Annotated in this window: 16 protein-coding genes; 6 read left to right on the plus strand and 10 right to left on the minus strand. The window is 65.2% G+C overall.

Annotation, left to right across the window (positions count from 1 at the left end; translation table 11 throughout):
• Window positions 1–67: 67 nt before the first annotated feature.
• Genes CA833_RS08560 through CA833_RS08570 form a run of 3 tightly spaced genes read left to right on the plus strand, consistent with a single transcriptional unit; the run spans window position 68 to window position 5312 of the window.
• Window positions 68–1615: a tryptophan halogenase family protein gene (locus CA833_RS08560; RefSeq protein ID WP_207079803.1), complete on the plus strand. Its 1548-nt coding sequence runs from the start codon at window positions 68–70 to the stop codon at window positions 1613–1615.
• 8 nt (window positions 1616–1623) lie between these two features.
• Window positions 1624–4062 (plus strand): glycoside hydrolase family 3 protein, encoded by a 2439-nt coding sequence (locus CA833_RS08565; RefSeq protein ID WP_207079804.1) that lies wholly within the window; start codon window positions 1624–1626, stop codon window positions 4060–4062.
• Window positions 4063–4085: 23 nt separating this feature from the next.
• Window positions 4086–5312, plus strand: a complete 1227-nt coding sequence (locus CA833_RS08570; RefSeq protein ID WP_207079805.1) for a glycoside hydrolase family 27 protein — start codon at window positions 4086–4088, stop codon at window positions 5310–5312.
• A 1161-nt stretch (window positions 5313–6473) separates the two neighbouring features.
• On the opposite strand, the gene CA833_RS08575 is transcribed toward CA833_RS08570, so the two are convergent.
• From CA833_RS08575 to CA833_RS08595, 5 genes are all read right to left on the minus strand, one after another.
• On the minus strand, window positions 6474–7310 hold the full coding sequence (locus tag CA833_RS08575) for an SDR family oxidoreductase (RefSeq protein WP_207079806.1): 837 nt from the start codon (window positions 7308–7310) through the stop codon (window positions 6474–6476).
• Entirely contained in the window at window positions 7298–7663 is a 366-nt protein-coding gene (locus CA833_RS08580; RefSeq protein ID WP_207079807.1) for a hypothetical protein, read from the minus strand. The genes CA833_RS08575 and CA833_RS08580 overlap by 13 nt, the downstream gene beginning before the upstream one ends.
• Entirely contained in the window at window positions 7660–8853 is a 1194-nt protein-coding gene (locus tag CA833_RS08585; RefSeq protein WP_242526344.1) for an aromatic ring-hydroxylating dioxygenase subunit alpha, read from the minus strand. The genes CA833_RS08580 and CA833_RS08585 overlap by 4 nt, the downstream gene beginning before the upstream one ends.
• Window positions 8854–9098: 245 nt before the next feature.
• Entirely contained in the window at window positions 9099–9767 is a 669-nt protein-coding gene (locus CA833_RS08590) for a DUF1109 domain-containing protein (RefSeq protein ID WP_142635914.1), read from the minus strand.
• On the minus strand, window positions 9764–10303 hold the full coding sequence (locus CA833_RS08595) for a sigma-70 family RNA polymerase sigma factor (RefSeq protein ID WP_142635912.1): 540 nt from the start codon (window positions 10301–10303) through the stop codon (window positions 9764–9766). The genes CA833_RS08590 and CA833_RS08595 overlap by 4 nt, the downstream gene beginning before the upstream one ends.
• Window positions 10304–10471: 168 nt before the next feature.
• Here CA833_RS08595 and CA833_RS08600 point away from each other — a divergent pair, with 168 nt between their 5' ends.
• Window positions 10472–12697 (plus strand): tetratricopeptide repeat protein, encoded by a 2226-nt coding sequence (locus CA833_RS08600; RefSeq protein WP_207079809.1) that lies wholly within the window; start codon window positions 10472–10474, stop codon window positions 12695–12697.
• Between the two features lie 41 nt (window positions 12698–12738).
• Window positions 12739–13134 (plus strand): hypothetical protein, encoded by a 396-nt coding sequence (locus CA833_RS08605; RefSeq protein WP_142635908.1) that lies wholly within the window; start codon window positions 12739–12741, stop codon window positions 13132–13134.
• Window positions 13135–13607: 473 nt separating this feature from the next.
• Here the strand turns inward: CA833_RS08605 and CA833_RS08610 are convergent.
• Window positions 13608–14365 (minus strand): IS5 family transposase gene (locus tag CA833_RS08610; RefSeq protein WP_207079810.1). Its coding sequence is split into 2 segments (ribosomal slippage): window positions 13608–14032 and window positions 14032–14365, totalling 759 coding nucleotides; the frame shifts between segments, so codons are not numbered across the junction.
• A gap of 68 nt (window positions 14366–14433) precedes the next feature.
• Between CA833_RS08610 and CA833_RS08615 the strand changes: the two genes are divergently transcribed.
• Window positions 14434–14703 (plus strand): hypothetical protein, encoded by a 270-nt coding sequence (locus CA833_RS08615; protein WP_207079811.1) that lies wholly within the window; start codon window positions 14434–14436, stop codon window positions 14701–14703.
• Window positions 14704–14870: 167 nt separating this feature from the next.
• On the opposite strand, the gene CA833_RS08620 is transcribed toward CA833_RS08615, so the two are convergent.
• From CA833_RS08620 to CA833_RS08635, 4 genes are all read right to left on the minus strand, one after another.
• Window positions 14871–15158 carry a BrnA antitoxin family protein gene (locus tag CA833_RS08620; RefSeq protein WP_142635897.1) on the minus strand — a complete coding sequence of 96 codons (288 nt, stop codon included), beginning with the start codon at window positions 15156–15158 and terminating at the stop codon, window positions 14871–14873.
• Window positions 15155–15400: a BrnT family toxin gene (locus CA833_RS08625; protein ID WP_142635895.1), complete on the minus strand. Its 246-nt coding sequence runs from the start codon at window positions 15398–15400 to the stop codon at window positions 15155–15157. The genes CA833_RS08620 and CA833_RS08625 overlap by 4 nt, the downstream gene beginning before the upstream one ends.
• Before the next feature lie 251 nt (window positions 15401–15651).
• Window positions 15652–16989, minus strand: coding sequence for a methyltransferase domain-containing protein (locus CA833_RS08630; RefSeq protein WP_207079812.1), 1338 nt, complete (start codon window positions 16987–16989; stop codon window positions 15652–15654).
• Between the two features lie 247 nt (window positions 16990–17236).
• Window positions 17237–17941, minus strand: a complete 705-nt coding sequence (locus CA833_RS08635; RefSeq protein ID WP_242526345.1) for an energy transducer TonB — start codon at window positions 17939–17941, stop codon at window positions 17237–17239.
• Between the last annotated feature and the right edge of the window lie 160 nt (window positions 17942–18101).

The following is an 18101-nucleotide window of genomic DNA, read 5'->3' on the forward strand; positions in this document are numbered from 1 at the left end:
CCTCCTCCGGGCGGGGGGATCCCTTTTTTCGAAGGTTTGCGCTAACAGGTCTTCGGGGAGAGCAAGAATGGCGCCAGATACAGTCAGTCAGCCGATCCGTTCCATCCTGATCGTCGGCGGCGGCACGGCGGGCTGGATGGCGGCCAACCTCCTGGCCACGCGCCTGCGCCGCCTTCCAATCGAAATCACCCTGGTCGAAAGCCCCGACATCGGCACCGTCGGTGTGGGCGAGGCGACCGTTCCCGCGATCCGTGACTACTTCAAGGCCATCGGCGTGACCGAGGCCGAAGTCATGCAGGCATCGCAGGGCACCGTGAAGCTGGGCATCGAATTCCGCGACTGGCGGGCGCCGGGCACCAGCTTTTTCCATCCCTTCGGCCGCTACGGTGTCGACGCCTTCTCGGTGCCGTTCCACCAGTACTGGCTGAAACGCCGCATGGCGGGCGACGAGACGCCGCTGGCCGAATATTGCCTGCCGACGCAGGCGGCGATGCGTAATCTCATGCTGCTGCCGCCCGAGCAGCCGGTTAACGACCTTGGCGTGTTCGACTGGGCGATCCATTTCGACGCGGGCCTGTTTGCCCGTTTCCTCGCCGAGCGCGCGCGTGACACGCTGGGCGTGCGCCACGTGCAGGGCACGATCTCTGCCGCCAGCCGCGACGGCGAGAGCGGGCGCATCGCCTCGGTTGCGCTGAGTGACGGGCGCAGCCTCGAGGCCGACCTGTTTGTCGATTGTTCGGGCTTCCGCAGTCTCTTGCTGGGCCAGACGCTGGAGGTCCCTTACGAGGACTGGACGCACCTCCTGCCGTGCGACCGGGCGGTGGCGATGCCCTGCGCCCACGGCGACGAACTCACCCCCTATACCCGCAGCACCGCGCGCGAGGCGGGTTGGCAGTGGCGCATTCCGCTGCAGCACCGGGTCGGCAACGGCTACGTCTATTCGAGCCGCCACATCTCCGACGACGAGGCGACCGCGACGCTGATCGCCAGCCTTGAGGGCGAGGCGCTGGCCGAGCCCAATATGCTGCGTTTCCGCACCGGCCACCGGACGAAAGTGTGGGAGAAGAACTGCGTCGCCCTCGGGCTGGCGGCGGGCTTCCTCGAACCGCTGGAATCGACATCGATAGTCCTCATCCAGAGCGGCATCGAGCGCCTGCTCGCGCATTTCCCGGACCGCGATTTCGATCCTTCGCTGGCGGACGAATTCAACCGCATCACCGCGCTCGAATATGCGCGCATCCGCGACTTTCTTTTGCTGCACTACTGGGGCGGACAGCGGGACGAGACGATGTGGCGTGAGTGCCGTTCGCTCGATCTGCCGGAAACGCTGGCCCAGCGTATCCGCGCCTACAAGGGGGCGGGCAAGCTGCCGCGCTTCGAGTGGGATTCGTTCCAGCCGCCGAGCTGGCTGTCGATGTTTGCCGGCTTCGGGATCACGCCCGCGCGCTACGACCCGCTGGCCGACCAGTTCACCGCCGAGGAACTGGGCGGCACATTTGCGCAGATGCGCGCCGCCATTGCCCGCGCGGTCTCGCTTGCGGGCAGCCACGAACAATTCATTGCCGAGACCTGTGCAGCGCCCGCTGCGCAGCATTCGGCGCACCAGCCCGCCTAGGAACACCGATGCGACGGACGCTTTCCCTTCTCGCCCTTTCTTGCGCCGCCGTGCCGCTGGCCTCGGCTCTGGCCGATGCCCCGCTGCCGGAAGCCGCCACCGCGCACCCCGACCTCTGGCCCAGGGCGCATAGCGTCGGCCTCGTTGATCCCGAGACCGAGGCGAAGATCACGAAGCTGATGGCGCAGATGTCGGTGCGCGAGAAAGTCGGGCAGATGATCCAGCCCTCGATCGCCGCGATGAAGCCTGAGGAACTGCGCGAATATCCGGTCGGCTCGATCCTTGGCGGCGGCAACGATCCGCCGCTTTCAGGCAACGACCGGGGGCCGGCCAGCGACTGGATCGCTACCGCCGAAGCCTTCCGTCAGGTCTCGATCGAGAAGCGCCCCGGCCATGTGCCGATCCCGGTGATCTTCGGCATGGACTCGGTTCACGGCAACTCGAACGTCTTCGGCGCCACGATCTTCCCGCACAACATCGGTCTTGGCGCGATGCGCGATCCGGCGCTGATGGAGAAGATCGGTGAGGTGACGGCCGCCGAAAGCGCCGCCTCCGGCTTCGACTGGGCCTTCGGTCCCACCGTCACCGTGCCGCAGGACGACCGCTGGGGCCGCGCCTATGAAGGCTATTCGGAGCGCCCCGAGATCACCCGCGAATACTCCGCCGCGATGGTGCGCGGGCTTCAGGGGGTCCCCGGCAAGAGCCGCATCCAGAACGGCAATGTCGCCGCCTCGATCAAGCACTTCCTCGCCGATGGCGGCACCCATGGCGGTATCGACCAGGGCGACGCGCAAGTGCCCGAAAAGGACCTGATCGAACTGCACGTGCCCGGTTACGTCAGCGGTATCGATGCCGGGGCGATGACGGTCATGGCCAGCTTCTCCTCGTGGAACGGGGTCAAGAACCACGGCAACAAGACGTTGCTCACCGATGTGCTCAAGGGCCGTCTCGGTTTCGAGGGCTTCACCGTGGGCGACTGGAACGCGCATGGCCAGATCCCCGGCTGCACCAACGGCAACTGCCCGCAGACCTTCAATGCCGGGCTCGACATGGCGATGGTGCCGAACGACTGGAAGGACCTGTTCAACAACACGCTGAAGCAGGTGCAGGACGGCACGATCCCGATGGCGCGGGTGGACGATGCGGTGCGCCGCATCCTGCGCGTGAAGTTCAAGCTGGGCCTGTTCGATCCGGCCCGTCCCTATGAGCACCGCAGCGAACTCGGCACGCCGGAACACCGCGCGGTGGCGCGTCAGGCGGCAGCGGAATCGCTGGTGCTGCTCAAGAACAACGGCGGCCTGCTGCCGATCAGGCCGGGCCAGAAGGTGCTCGTCACCGGCACCCATGCCGACGATATCGGCATGCAGACCGGCGGCTGGACGATGTCGTGGCAGGGCACCGGCAACACCAATGCCGATTTCCCCGGCGCCACCTCGATCTGGGGCGGCCTCAAGACCGCGATCGAGGCGGCGGGCGGTACCGCCACGCTGAGTGCCGACGGCAAGGTGGCGGGGCCGAAGCCCGACGTTGCCGTCGTCGTCTTCGGGGAGACGCCTTATGCCGAAATGGTCGGCGACATTTCCACGCTGGAATTCCAGCCGGGCGACAAGCAGGCGCTGGCACAGTTGAAGGCGCTGAAGGCGCAGGGCATCCCGGTCGTCTCGGTGTTCATTTCGGGCCGCGCGCTCTGGGTGAACCCGGAGATCAACCAGTCCGATGCTTTCGTCGCCGCCTTCCTGCCGGGCTCCGAGGGCGAGGGCCTTGCCGACGTGCTGGTCGCCAGGAAGGACGGCACGCCGAACCAGGACTTCCGCGGCAAGCTCAGCTATTCCTGGCCGAAGAACGCGGGCCAGTTCCTCAACAATGTCGGCCAGCCGGGCTACGATCCGCAGTTCGCCTATGGCTACGGCCTGAGCTACAAGGACAAGACTTCGGTTCCGCCGCTGAGCGAAGTGGCCGGGCTCGATGCCTCGCTTTCCAACGTCTCGGTCTACTACCTGCCGGGCAAGGTGCTGGTGCCGTGGAAGCTTGCGACCGGCGGCACGGTTGCGGTCAGGAACGTCGATGGTGGCGGCACACAGGAAGGCGCACGCCAGCTCACCTTCACCGGCCCTGGCGAAGTGCGCATCGAAGGGCCGACGGTCGATCTCAGCCGCCAGAGCAATGCGATGCTGTCCTTGCGCATCGACTACCGTATTGATTCCAAGGCGGCGACGGCGCCCAAGCTGGGCATGGGCGAAACGGTCCTCGACGGCGCACAGGTCTTCACCGCCGCGCCGGGCCAGTGGGCCAGCGTCAAGGTCTCGCTCTCCTGCTTCGCCAAGCATGGTGCGGACATGACGAAGATTTCGCGTCCGTTCGTGCTTCAAGGTGATGCAGGCCAGACGATCGCCATCTCCACTGTCAAGCTCGACGCCGATCCCACCGGCGCGATCTGTCCTGACTAAGTTCTGAAGAGAGAATGCCCACCATGTCGCGACTTGCGAAATTCGCCGCGCTCGCCCTGAGCCTTGCCCCTCTGGCCCTCACCAATCCGGCGCTCGCCGAGGAAGTGGACCAGAACCGCCTGCCGCCCTCGCAGGACCCGGCCCGCGTGGCAAACGGTCTTGCCCAGACGCCGCCGATGGGCTGGAACAGCTGGAACAAGTTCGCCTGCAACATCTCGGAAAAGACCATCCGGGACACCGCCGACGCGCTGGTCGCCACCGGCATGAAGGATGCGGGCTACACCTACCTCGTGATCGACGACTGCTGGCACGGCGAGCGTGATGCCAAGGGCTTCATCACCGCCAATGCCAAGGCTTTCCCTTCGGGCATCAAGGCACTGGCGGATTACGTCCACTCGAAGGGCCTCAAGTTCGGCATCTATTCGGACGCCGGCGCCAAGACGTGCGGCGGCCGTCCCGGTAGCCAGGGGCACGAGTACCAGGATGCGATCACGTATGCCTCGTGGGGCGTCGATTACCTCAAGTACGACTGGTGCAGCACCGGCAGCCGCAATGCGGAAGAAGCCTATGCGCTGATGTCCGACGCGCTGCGCTCCACGGGGCGCGACGTGCTGCTCTCGCTTTGTGAATGGGGCACCAACAAGCCCTGGCTCTGGGCCTCGAAGATCGGCAACATCTGGCGCACCACCGCGGACATCACCGACAAGTGGTCGGGCAAGCACGGTTATGCGCTGGGCATGCTCGATATCGTCGATCTCAACGAGCCGCTCTGGCCTTATTCCGCGCCGGGCCACTGGAACGACCCGGACATGCTGGAAGTCGGCAACGGCGGCATGACCACCACCGAATACCGCAGCCACTTCTCGCTCTGGGCGATGATGGCCTCGCCGCTGATCGCCGGTAACGACGTGGCGAACATGAGCGCCGATACCAGGGCGATCCTGCTCAACAAGGACGTGATCGCGGTAGACCAGGACAAGCTGGGCCGTCAGGGGCGCCGCGTGGCCAAGGACGGAAGCGGTGAAGTCTGGGTCCGCACCCTTGCGGACGGCAAGCGTGCCGCTCTGTTGTTCAACCGGGGCGAGACGCCGGTGAGGCTGACGGTGAACTGGGCGCAGTTGGACTATCCGGCGAGCCAGTCGCTCAAGCTGCGCGACCTGTGGGCGCACCGCGATCTCGGCGCGATGAAAGGCAGCTACGCGGCGACGGTTGAGCCGCACGGCGTTGTCATGGTGACGCTGACGCCTTGATCAGCGCCTTCATTTGCGCCCCGATGCGGCGCGAGGGGGCAGGAAGAGGGAACCTCTTTCAAGCCTCTCGCGCGTGCAGCCGGGGTGCGAATGAGGGCTACGCCGAAGGGGGCGGAGGTAAAAGCGGTCCCTTCGGCGTCGGCTCGGCTGGAAGTCTCGACATACTCCTGTGCCTCGCCTCCTTGAATTGACGGGTTTTATCTACGGTCGTGGCAATGTGGAATGTGTCCACGCCGCCTAGCGTGCGCGCTGGGCCAGCGCTGCGTCCAGGCTGGCGATCTGGTTTCGGGCGGCGGCAATAGCGGTGCTGTTGTCGAGCAGGGCGGTCCTGAGGCAGCGGACGCTCATTTCCCCGCTTTCCAGCAAATGAAGGCGGTGCATGGCCCTTTGCCGGCTTTCCGTAAGATCCTGAATGGTTTGCGGCATATCCAATCTCCATGATTCGGAACGATAGGCCGGCGCATTTGCGTTAGGGGGGCTCATCCGCCGGCCTATCGAAACGGCGAATGCTTGCGCGCTCGTCGTTATTTCGAGATGGCAGGTTCACTTGTTAGTTAACCTGCTTTTGCGCGACCGCGAGTAATCGATTGACTGTTATTCTTAATTTAATTTGAAAATAACTCTCGCATTCGTCTTTGTCCAGAATTTTTGCATTGCGGCGAATCGATTTCGCCTGCTATTCCTGGATTAGACGGGATTTTATAAGCGTTTAGGGTGCAATGCAGCAATAAGCGGCCGGAACAGGTAACCACCTGATAGGTGAATACTATGGACCTTTTACCTCAAACACTTAGGTGCAAATTCAATCGTCATGTGCCCGATCGTCGCAAGGCGGTCTGGGATGGTTCGCATTTCCAGGGGACATGCGAATGCTGTGGCCTGCGTATTCGCAGGGAAGGTCCCGCCAAATGGCGGCGGGATTGGATTGGGTAAATCCTTTCGACATTACTTTCCGCTTATCGCGAAATATCGCAAAATATGACACTATTATGATCTTTGGATGGGGTTTCGAAATAATCGCCGGTCTATCCGATCGCACATGTTTCCGTGCGTGATCCCTGTCACGCATGGCCGGGCCGCCGCCGATGGACGGCCGGATGGAGGAGTGGCTGGCGGCGCGAAATTCGCTTTTCGCGAATTTCCAAACGGTCGTTTACCGGATCATCTGGAACTGGTCCCGGTGGCCGAAGCTCCGGTGCGATATCCGGGCTGCGCCGACTCGCCAAACGCGGCGAGGATCCGCGCATGGCGGCTGGCCAGGCTGTCGCGGTATTCCGGGTGGGTGACGATGTAGGCGCTATTGTCCTCCACCGCTCGCACGACAGCGCGGCCAAGCCAGAGCGGATCCATCATGTTGGCCTGGATCGCGGCATATCGCTCCGGGTCCTGCAGGGCGGCATCGCCTTGCGACATGCGGCTGCGGGTAAGGCCGGGGAACAGCGTGGAGACACCCACGCCCGCCGGGGCGAGTTCCTCGCGCAGGGCGTCGGACAGGCCAAGAACCGCGAACTTGCTGGCCGAATAGGCGGCAAAGCTGGCGAACGGGCTCAGTCCGTTCATCGATGAGGTGTTGACGATGTGGCCCGATTGCCGTGCGATCATTTGCGGCGCGAAGGTGCGGATGCCGTTGTAGACGCCGGTGACGTTGATCGCCATGACGCGCTCGAAGGCATCGGGGGTGATCTCCAGCAGGGGCTTGAAGCCGGTGGAGATGCCGGCGTTGTTGCACAGCACGTCGATGGCGCCGAAGCGCGTCTCGGCGGCGCGGCGCGCATTCTCCCAGCTTTCCGGCGAGCGCACGTCGAGTTCGAGCAGCAGCGTTTCGGTCTCGTACGGCAGCCTGGCGGCTTCCTCCTGCGCGAAGGCGAGGTTGATGTCGGCCAGCACGATGCGGGCGCCGCGCTCGGCAAAGGCCGATGCCATGCCGCCGCCGATGCCGCCGCCGATGCCGCCGCCGCCACCGGTGATGAGGACGGTCTTTCCGATCAGTTCGAACATTGCGGTGCTTCCTGGTCGGCGGCCGAGCGGTCGATCCGCATGCGCTCGCGCCAAGGGGCACTGGCGGCTTCGTCCGGCCCTTGGATCTCGACGGCAAGCGCAACGTGGGCGAGCATGAGCATGAGGTCCATCAACCGTTGCTCGGCCGGAGTGAAGGTGCCCAGCGAACGCGTGTCGAGGTAATCCAGCGCGGCGTCCAGCAGGGGCGCGGCCGCCGCGAAGAAGGCCTCGCGCTCCTCGGCGCTCGAGGCGCTGCGCCGGGCGGCGCGGGCGGCGGTTCCGGCAATGGCCCAGTGGTCCGCGAAAGGTTCGAGCGACGCGAAGCCTGCGGGGAGCGATCTCGCGGCGGTCACAGGACGGCGCCTGTTTGCTGCGCGTGGGCCTGCACCCGCGCGTCGACTTCGTTGAACAGGTGGCGGCACAGCGCTTCCATGCCCTGGAAGTGGATGTGGCGGATGGCGCCGCTGGAAAGGCCGCTCTGGCCGCGCTCGATCATGGCGATGTCCTCGCAGTGGATGTCGCGGATCTGGGCGAGCGAATACTCGCGTGCGAACCGGTGGCTGGCGTTGCGGTCCTCGCCCACCCAGTAGACCCGTACTACCCCGCGCGACCGGTCTGCCGAGATCGGGTAGACGGTATGCGAGAAGGGCTGGGTGGGGGTGCCGATCAGGAAGAGGTTGGGGAAGAAGGCCAGATAGTCGCGGTCATGGGGCCGGCCCAGCAGGCCCTGCTCGGCGAGTGCGGGAATGCCGCGCAGGGCGGCGGCGCGCTGGAAGGGCAGCAAGGCAGGCTCGGGGTTCGACCAGATGCGCTGGGTGCGGTGCGGCCCCTCGAAGTCCATCTGCGCGGGGTAGCCGAACGGATTGTCGCCGCCGATCCCCGCTCCTCCCGAACGCGGGTGGATGAAGCGCAAGTGGTAGTTTTCCTGGAAGTTGTCGTACGTCAGCTTCCAGTTGGCGGCGATCTCGTAGGAGTACTGGCTGAAGGTCGTTGCCCGCGCTACCGGCATTTGTTCAAGCCGCTCGGCATAGCTGCCCAGCCATTCGCGCAAGGGCGCCGCATCGGGATCGAAGTTGACGAACAGCAGCCCGCCGCATTCCTGCAAGCGCACTTGCGGCAGCGCGCAGTCCTGCTTGTCGAGATGGAACGCCTCGAAATCGGGCGCGGAGATCAGCGCGCCGTCGGTGCCGAACGTCCACCGGTGATAGGGGCAACTGAACCGGCTGCGGCATCCCGAAGCCTCTTCGACCAGCCGTGTCCCCCGGTGGGTGCAGACATTGTGGAAGGCCCGGATCCTGCCGTCACGGCCCCGCACGATCAGCAGCGAGGCGCGGGCGAATTCGAGATCGCAGCGCAGGAAGCTGCCGGGTTCGGGCAGTTCGCAGACGTGGCCGACGTGGATCCAACTGCGCAGGAACACGGCCTCGCGTTCACATTCGAAATAGGCGGGATCGTAGTAGGCCCTGGCCGGCACGGGGGCGCTGCCCAGCCAGGCGAGATCCGCGTCGGCAATGCGCTGGAAGCGGGAGGCAGTTTCGGTCACGGCACGAATCCTCTCTCGGTGATCGCCCGGGTCTATGCCTGGCCCTGTAAAATTCAAACAGGTGTGTTGTAAGTTTGATCGCTGCGAAACAGCCCGTCGCGGTGCAGTATGTGCTGCCGTTCGGCGCGGAACCGGGCGATTACCTCGTCTGCGCCGAACTTCGGGCACAGGCTGGAGCATAACCCGCGCAGGCCAATGATCGCCCCGGCGAGCAGGAAGGTGCAGTAGACCTTCCTGCTCGCCGCCTACCAGCGCAACAGGCGGGCGCCGAGCAGCGCGCCAAGGCCGGTGGCGAGCGCGATACCCAGCGAATACCAGGTCAGCACGAAGACCGCCGAGGTTTCCGGGCAATGCAGGCAATAGAGGCAGGCGGCCCAGGCCCCGGCGGCAAGACCGGCGGTTGCCCCTGCCAGCGCGAGGCGGGTGGGGGCGAGGCGCTTCAGGGCCCAGAGCAGCCCGGTCAGGATCGGCAGCGATAGCAACAGCACCACGCCTGCGCAGGCTTTCCAGCTATGGCCGAGCCACATGTCGAGCCACTGCGCGCGGGGCGTGTGCAGCAGTTCCACCGTGGCCATGACCGAGAGCAGCGCAAGGGGCAGGAGCAGCAGCCAGAGCTTGCGCTGCGGCCCGCAATCGGGCCGTGCCAGGCGCAGGGTGGCGACCAGCCCGAGCGCGCCGAGCGTGGCGGCATAGGCTGCCTTCATCCAGAAACCGCCGCCGTGCATCGCCGCCATCAGGTCGTGCCGGATGCCGAGCCCGAGCCCGAGCGCCGCCCCGGTCGCCAGCAGGCCGAGGCCGAGCCCGGTCAGGATGCGCCGCGCGGCGGCATGGCGCGGCACCGCGCACAAGTCCGCGCTCAGCGAGGCGACAAGGCATTCGCAGGTGGTCTTTTCGGTGCTGGCGGGGCCGTTCATCGGATCGCCTCCCGCACCCGCGCGGCCAGCGCCTTGAGGCCGCGATGGGTGGAGACTTTGACGTCGGATTCGCCCATGCCCTCGCGCTCGGCCGCCTCGGCGGTGGAGAGGCCGTCGATCCGTGTCGCGCGGATGGCGCGGGCCTGCTTGTCGGGGATCGTCGCCAGCAGTGCCTCGGTGTCGAGGCCGGCGCCCACTTCGTCCTCGAAGCTGGCGATCGACAGGCTCTCCTCCAGCCCCTCGATCGGCACGGTGCGGCCCTGGCGGCGGAAATGGTCGATCATCTTGTAGCGGGCGATCGCGTAGAGCCAGCCGGTGAAACTGCGCGTTCGGTCGTAGGTCATGCGGCGGGTGTGCAAGGCGATCAGCGTTTCCTGCAAGAGATCCTCGATATCGTCGTCGCGCCCGGCCATGCGGCGGCGGAAGAAGGCGCGCAGACGCGGCACCAGCGCATCGAGCAGGCGGGCATAGGCCTTGCCGTCGCCATCGAGGGCGCGGATCATCCAGTCCCTGAGTTCGGTTTCGCCGGTGCGCATCAACATGTCCACGGGAGTTCGCGGCAGAACCCCGCGACGTTACACGGGGGCGGGCGATGCGCGAGGTTTTTTCTGATCACTGGGGGTTTTGCGGAGAAGCGTTCTCACGGCCCGTGAACCCTGTCTGCCTAGCTCTACCCCTGCGAACCGAGTGGCAGGGAGGCGGGCGTGAGCGGGCTGGAAGCACTGATGATCAAGGCCAAGGGCGCGGCCCGGCGCGGCGAGACGGAGGCGGCGCGGGCGCTTTACCGCGAGGCGCTTTACCGCTTCCCGCGCAATTCGCGCGCGCGCGTGGCGCTGGCGGCACTGGAGGCGGTCGACGCCGATCCGCCGCGCCAGCGCCTCGATGCGATGATCGCCGCCTACCGGACCGGGGCGATGGACGATGCGGCGCGCCACGGCGCCCGGCTTTCCGAGGAATTTCCGCGCAGTTTCACTGTCCACAACCTGCAGGGCGCGGCGCTGCTGTCGCTGGGGGTCTTGCCTGCGGCGGAAGCGGCCTTCCGCCGGGCCATCGCCGCGGACCCGGATGCGGCGGCCTGCTACAACAATCTGGCGATCACCCTGAGGCGACAGAACCGCACCCTGGAGGCCGAGAACACCTACAGAGAGGTGATCGCGCGCCACCCCCGCTATGCCGATGCGCGCTACAACCTCGGCAACCTTCTGGACCTTGCCGGACGCTCCCGCGAAGCCGAAGTGGAGTTTGCCGAAACCGTCCGCATCGATCCCGGCTATGTCGAGGCGCATTACAACCTCGGCAACTTGCGGGCGAAGCGGGGGGCGCGGGCGGCGGCGGTCGATTCCTACCGCAAGGCGGTGACCCTCAAGCCCGATCATTCGAACGCCTACAACAACATGGGCGGCGAACTGCTGCTGCTCGACCGGATCGACGAGGCGCTCGAGGCTTATGACCGTGCGATCGCCGCCGATCCCGCCAATAGCCAGGCCCTCGTCAACCGGGGCAAGGCACTGGTGCTGAAAGGTTCGCTGCCCGAGGCGATCGCCGCCTTCCGGCATGCCTATGAGATGGATCCGGCGGACCGTTCCGCCCTGCTTCAGGCGCTGTTCGAGGAAGCCCATGTCTGCGACTGGAGCCACCGCGACCAGTTCGCCCTCACTGACGGCCCCGCCGCCGCCGCCGTCCAGCCATTCGCGGCGCTGCCCTTCGTTGACGATCCGCAGCACCAGTACCGCCGCTCGCGCGCCTGTGCCGCGGTGAAGTTCGGCGCCGCCCCCGAAACCCTGCCCGATCCCGCCCCGTCAGCAGATGGCCGCATCCGCCTCGGCTACTTTTCCGCCGACTTCCACGACCACGCGACGATGTATCTGATGAGCGGCCTGTTCCGCGAACATGACCGCAGCCGCTTCGACATCCGCCTCTACAGCTACGGCCCCCGCGCCGAGAGCGATGCCTCGCGCATCGAACTGCGCCGCCATGCCGGCGCCTTCACCGAGATCGGCCATCTCACCGACCTGCAAGTGCGTGAGCTCGCCCGCGGCGACGGGCTGGACATTGCTGTCGACCTCAAGGGCTACACCCGCGGCACCCGCAGCGCGATGTTCGGCCTGCGCCTTGCCCCCGTGCAGGTCAGCCACATGGGCTACCCCGGCACCATCGGCCACCCCTGCATCGACTACTTCGTGGCCGACGCGGTGGCGCTGCCTCCCGGCGGCGAGGCCGGGTTCAGCGAGAAGATCGTGCGCCTCGCGGGTTGCTACCAGGCCAACGACGAGCGCCGCGCCATCATCCCGGACACCCGCTCCCGCACGGACTGGGGGCTGCCGGAGGACGGCTTCGTCTTCTGCTGCTTCAACCACACCTACAAGATCAGCCCGGCCGAGTTCGCCATCTGGATGCGGCTGCTGGAGCAGGTCCCCGGCAGCGTGCTCTGGCTGCTGCGCTCCAACGCATGGGCCGAGGCGAACTTGCGCCGCCACGCCGAGGCCCACGGCATCGACCCGGCGCGGCTGGTCTTCACCAAGGGTATTGCCCATGGCGAACACCTCGGTCGCCTCGCCCATGCCGACCTCTTCCTCGATACCTTCAACGTCAACGCCCATACCACCGCGTCCGACGCGCTCTGGGCGGGCCTGCCGGTCCTGACGCTGACCGGCCGCCAGTTCGCCGCGCGGGTGGCGACCAGCCTTGTCCACGCGGTCGGCCTGCCCGAAATGGCGGTAAGCGATGCCGCAGCCTACGAGCAGACCGCCCTTGCGCTGGCCCGCGATCCGCAGCGCCTTGCGGACTTGCGCACGCGGCTGGCGCAGAGCCGCACCGCTGCGCCGCTGTTCCGCACCATCGACTACACCCGCCGCCTCGAAGCCGCTTTCGCCGAGATGCATCGCCGCCGTCTGGACGGCCAGCTCTCCGATCACTTCGAGGTGGCATAGCCCGCTTGCCTTCCCGCTGCCCGGGATGCCACAAGCAGTCCATGCTAGCTCACACCCGCGCCCTGATCGCCGCCGCCACTTACGCTTTCGTCGCCCGCCGCAAGGTCGCCGGCGTGTTCGACCACTCGGCGGGACGCGACCTCAGGATCGCCGCCGAAAGCCGGGACAACCAGCTTCAGGGCTTCGACGGCGAGCGCGAGACGATGTTCGGCGGCACCCTGCCCGAACTCTTCGACGGCGGCGACAAGACCTACCTCTCGTTCGAAATCGAGGGAGGCAAGGCGCAAGGCTACGACCGCGGCTCCTCCACCGCCTTCACCGCACAAGTGGCGGGCCGCGTGGTGCAGGTCTACGACCACGGCCAGGGCGCCTGGTTCGCCTACGATGTGAAGGACATCGACCTCGGCTACGATGCTAACCGCGAAGTGGCCGCATGAAGTAGCACCATCCCGGCGCACGCCGGGAGCGCTGTGAGTCCGGCGGAAGGGTTCAGAAGAAAAAGGTTTCAGAAGAAAAGAGACAATTCCCGGGGGATGATCCCCCGGACCCTCGGAGCGTCGACCTTGCGCGCTGCCTAACCGTTCCACGCCCATGGCGGTGGCGGTGGCGGTGGCGGTGGCGGTAGGTAATGGCATTCGACCGACAGGGTGGGCCGGTTGCGGAGAATTTAGTCAGAGGACCGCCATCGCGCCCCTTGCAGGCACGCATCATCCGGTGGATTGCTACCCAAAGTTGGTATTAGGAGCTGTCCGAAGTGAGTTTGGGGATTTGTTATCGCGCAGCGGCTCTGGCTCTGATGACGATAAGCGTCGGAGGGTGCGCCAAAGGAAAGCACCCATTTCGTATGGTGCAGTTTTGCCTCTCAAGCCCTAGCGAAATTCCTGCATTCACTAGGCTCAGGACTCGTTGATCACAGCCAGAAGAGTACGGTGGCCGCGAGAGCAAGGGCGGAGAAGAAGACGGTTGGGCAGCGGTCGTAGCGGGTTGCCACGCGACGCCAGTCTTTCAGGCGACCAAACATGATCTCGATGCGGTTGCGCCGTTTGTACCGGCGCTTGTCGTATTTGACGGGAAAATAACGAGATTTTCGGCCAGGAATGCAAGGCTTGATGCCCTTTCGCTCGAGCGCGTCCCTGAACCACTCGGCGTCATAGCCCCGGTCAGCCAGCATCCACTGCGCCTTGGGCAGATCATCGAGCAGGGCTGCCGCGCCGGTGTAATCGCTCACCTGGCCGGCCGTGATGAAGAAGCTCAAGGGGCGGCCGTTGGCATCCGTGACGGCGTGAAGCTTGGTATTCATCCCGCCCTTGGTCCGTCCGATCAGACGGCCGAGATCCCCTTTTTTACCCCAAGGCTGGAAGCCGTGCGGTGAGCCTTCAGATAGGTTGCATCGATCATGACGGTCTGAGGCTCAGCCTTCTTGGCAGACAGGCCCTCCATCATTCGGGTGAACACTCCCATCGCGCCCCACCGTTTCCAGCGGTTATACAATGTCTTGTGCGGACCATATTCCCTGGGCGCATCTCGCCAGCGCAGGCCGTTGCGGTTGACGAAGATGATCCCGCTCAGCACCCGCCGGTCATCAACCCGGGGTTTGCCATGGCTCTTGGGGAAATAAGGCGACAGACGCGCCATCTGCTCCTCCGTCAGCCAATACAGGTCGCTCATGCTCAGTCTCCTCGCGGAGCCTGAATCACATCGCCCTCTGCCAATCAATGGGTCCTGAGCCTAGCTTCATGGATGAAATTGCACAGGAATATCGGATGGAATTCACAAACCGCAGCGGTCAAACTGGTAATGCGTTGCGGTCGATGGCATCTGACATCAAGACTGTGCCGGTGAACGAGCGCGCTGTGAATATTGGTGCAAATCGGGGGAGCGATTTCAGTTTTGGGGCTGGAAATCTCGGGCTCCCTGCCGACCAGATCGTAATGGGATTTAATGGTGATGATCCCGCAACTGCGCGGCCTTTCGCCGATGCCGTAGTAGCGCGCTTATCAAGCTGATGGCATGTACACGAAGTCCCTGAAGGACAAGGTGCGTCGCCACTATCTGATTGCAACTAATCGCACATAGATTTCGCCTTCGGTGCTTGCCTGATTCCAAAGTTGAACTTCGGCGTTCGGCATCGACAGAGCGACCGCTGAAGGGCGCAAAAGGGCGCCAATCGGCCTCAGTGTGCTGCCACCCAATCCCTGAGAGCGGCATCGATCCGTGACTGCCAGCCAGGGCCGCCGGATTTGAAATGCTCGATCACCTCAGGCGAAAGGCGCAGCGTGGTGCTGACCTTTTTCGGAGCTTTCTGCGGGCCGCGTGCGCGCATCGTCTTTGCTAGGTCCGGGAAGGCCTCAGCGAAAGGCTTTGCCCTGGCGAAGTCCTCAACCGTCCATTCGGGGTTATCGCTGACCACATCCATATCGGCTTTGGTGTATCCGGGGGCGGCGTGTTTCGGGTCGGTCATGGCAGGAGCCTCCGTTCCGTAATGCTGGCCGGGCGAGCAGAGATGATAGAGACGCCTTCGGTGCCCAGCACAGCGAAAATCACCGTGATCGTGCCGTTCATCTCACCGATGGCGGCAAAGCGTCCGTCCTTCGCGGGGATGACCAGGGCGGAGAGGAAGAACCCTTCGCCTACATCGGCGAAGTCGATCCCGTGCTTGACGAGGTTCGCTTGCCGTTTTGGTTCATCCCACACGATTGTCATGGTTTTTTGTAGTTACGATTTGATTTCCAGTCAATCGCTTTTTGTAACTACAATTTGTCTATGACGTCAGGATCGATCTTTCAGTTCCTCAGGCGATGCAGCCCTTGAAGATCTTGTCAGCGGTCCCATCGGCAAACATAATCGGCAAGAAACCGGACGGACCGCTGCTCGGCACGTCAAATCCGCCCACGAACGACCGACTAGGGCGCAATGACGCCGCTCCAACAGCCTGGCGGCGTCTTCCGAAGCCCCTAAGCCGCCTGCGCCAATGCCGGCTTGCTCAGCAGCGCCAGCAGCGAAATCCGGTTGAAGAACCACATCCGTTGTAGTTCCAGACTGCTGTACTTCCGCAAGGTATTGGCGAACGTGTAGGGCGTGTACCAGACGTTGTGATCGGGGTGGACGCCTTCGAGGAACGTCTCCGTCTCGGCGCGGTAGTCGAAGTGGCGGGCGCGGCATTGGAAGGCGTCGGGCACGGTGATGAGGAACAGGCCCGCATCCACCGCCTCGATCTGGGCGAGGAACCCGGCGACGTCGGGCACATGCTCCATCACTTCGGGCACCAGCACCACGTCGTAGCGACCGCTCGCCTGTGCCAGATCGGTGTAGAGTTCGCCTGTCACGTAAGGGCGCAGTTGCTCCAGCGCCTCGCCGTGGGGATCGACGCCGTCGAGATGGGCGCAGTGTTCCTCCAGCCGGACATGGAGCGAGGTGCGCGGATCGGTGATCGGCCAGTCCGCGCAGCCGACATGCAGCACCCGCTGCCCGGCGAGCAGGCTGGCGAACACGTCCATGCGCGGCAGGCCCGCCAGTTCGCTGCTGACCGGCACGCGCTGGAGAAAATAGGGCGCGTGGATCTGTTCGAGCGGGGAGGTGGTTTCGGCGGCTGGATCGGCCACCGGTTCGGCCGCAGGCTCAGGCGGCGGGGCTGCGGGAGGCGTGGTCACCGTGCTGACGTCCACCTTGTGAATCCGGTCGTAGGACTGGCTGGTCGAGCCCCAGAGCTGGTGCGCGTAGACCGGATCGCTGCCCTCGTACGTCACGCCGGTGAAGTGGCGCGGGATGAAGTAGTGGCTGGGGTAGATGCGCAAGGGGGTATAGGCGAACTTGCGGTAGCAGTCGGTCAGGCGCTGCGGGCCGACCGTCTTCCACGCCATCTCGCCCACCACCGAGGGGCTGGCGGCGATATCGTCGATGATCTGCCTGACGAAACCATTGCCCGCCGCGCAGCCGAAGTAGCCGGCGGCGATCAGGCCGGGGCGGGCGATCTCGCTTTCCCAGCAGGCGAAGGCCTCGCAGTCGAGCATGTCGTCCGGCAAAGGGCGGGTGCAGATGCTGTCCGCGTCGAACACGATGCCGCCGTGTTCCTGGAGGATTTCCCAGCGCATCATGTCGGCCACGCCGTTCCATTCGCGCTGGCGCATCTCGGCCATGTGGCGGGCGTTGATCCAGCCGCGCGTTTCCAGTTCGGCATTGCCCCAGAGGCGGAATTGCCAGTGCGGGTGCGCGGCGCGCCAGGTGTCGATGCAGTTGTCGGGGCGGCGGCTCTCGTCGCCCACCCAGATGAAGTGGAAGGTCCTGGGGATCATGCCTGCCTGCCTCGTGTCGATTGCCACCGAGAACTAGGCGAACAGGGTTTGCGAAGCGCGAAGCGGGGTATCCGGGGTTTTGCGTGTATCCCCGCCCCTGCGTTGGCGAACGCCAGGGGCGGGGCCACGGACCGGGGCCCGGCCGTCTGTCAAGGACATGGGCCGGGGCGGTCCTGGATGTGCCGGAGCGACACCGGTGGTGCGGATTAGCGCCGCTCCGGGCGGGATGATCCTCGGGGGAAGAAGATCAGTCCCGCGGGATGACCCAACGGATCGTCCCCATGTACGTGCCGCCGACCGTCAGGCCGTCGGCATCGGTGGCGGGCTCGAACCGGGCGCGCCTGCTCACGTTCTTGCAGGTGGCCTCGTCGAGACCCGAATAACCGCTGGAGGTGACGATCGTGCACTGGCCGACCCGGCCACGTGCATCGATGTCGAGCCGGAAGCGCACCAGGCCCTGGTGTTCGGCGCGCAAGTCAGCGGAGGGATAGTCCTGGGTCGAGACCCAGTTGCCGGGGTTGCCCCGCGGCAGCGCGCCGACCGGCTGGAAACGCTGCAACGGCGAGGGCGTGGGGCTGGGCGTGACGACGCTGTCGCCCGGCGCCGATCCGGTCGCGGTCGAAACCGGGCCTTCGGGCTGGCTGGATACGTTGAAATCGCTGGTCGTCGGAAGCTTCAGGTCCGGGGTGGGCGCGGTGAGCACGGTGTCCTGGACCTGGCGCGTCTCGGGCTGGGGGCTTGGCATCACCTCGGGCGGGGGCGGCGGCGGGGTGAGGCTGATCTGCTCGCCCGACAGCCGCGGCCCGGGATTGGGCTTCAGCATCGTGACGGCAAGCCCGTTGATCAGCGCCAGCACGGCGCCGGCCTGGATCAGCGCAACGACGCCGCCGGTCAGGAACTTGTGGTTGGAACTGGAACTCCGATCGACATAGGACATCGGCATTCTCTCCATCTGCGTGCTCCTGGCCGCGAGGGAGTCCGGTCCGTGGTGCGAAATCCACGGTTGGTCGCGGACAGGGAGCACTTCATGGATGAAGCTATCACGATTTCGCATTGTGCAAATGAAATAATGCTGACCAACACAAGCATTTAACTAGCGAGGCTGACCATAA

The organism is Novosphingobium sp. KA1, assembly GCF_017309955.1.
Classification (GTDB): Bacteria; Pseudomonadota; Alphaproteobacteria; order Sphingomonadales; family Sphingomonadaceae; genus Novosphingobium.

Coding starts and splice junctions, on each gene's coding strand:
- CA833_RS08595 (WP_142635912.1), bottom strand. CDS start 10,303: ATGCGCACCGGCGAAACCGAACTCAGGGACTGGATGATCCGCGCCCTC.
- CA833_RS08630 (WP_207079812.1), bottom strand. CDS start 16,989: ATGATCCCCAGGACCTTCCACTTCATCTGGGTGGGCGACGAGAGCCGC.
- CA833_RS08590 (WP_142635914.1), bottom strand. CDS start 9,767: ATGAACGGCCCCGCCAGCACCGAAAAGACCACCTGCGAATGCCTTGTC.
- CA833_RS08620 (WP_142635897.1), bottom strand. CDS start 15,158: ATGACCGACCCGAAACACGCCGCCCCCGGATACACCAAAGCCGATATG.
- CA833_RS08565 (WP_207079804.1), top strand. CDS start 1,624: ATGCGACGGACGCTTTCCCTTCTCGCCCTTTCTTGCGCCGCCGTGCCG.
- CA833_RS08575 (WP_207079806.1), bottom strand. CDS start 7,310: ATGTTCGAACTGATCGGAAAGACCGTCCTCATCACCGGTGGCGGCGGC.
- CA833_RS08570 (WP_207079805.1), top strand. CDS start 4,086: ATGTCGCGACTTGCGAAATTCGCCGCGCTCGCCCTGAGCCTTGCCCCT.
- CA833_RS08635 (WP_242526345.1), bottom strand. CDS start 17,941: ATGGAGAGAATGCCGATGTCCTATGTCGATCGGAGTTCCAGTTCCAAC.
- CA833_RS08625 (WP_142635895.1), bottom strand. CDS start 15,400: ATGACAATCGTGTGGGATGAACCAAAACGGCAAGCGAACCTCGTCAAG.
- CA833_RS08615 (WP_207079811.1), top strand. CDS start 14,434: ATGGATGAAATTGCACAGGAATATCGGATGGAATTCACAAACCGCAGC.
- CA833_RS08605 (WP_142635908.1), top strand. CDS start 12,739: ATGCTAGCTCACACCCGCGCCCTGATCGCCGCCGCCACTTACGCTTTC.
- CA833_RS08560 (WP_207079803.1), top strand. CDS start 68: ATGGCGCCAGATACAGTCAGTCAGCCGATCCGTTCCATCCTGATCGTC.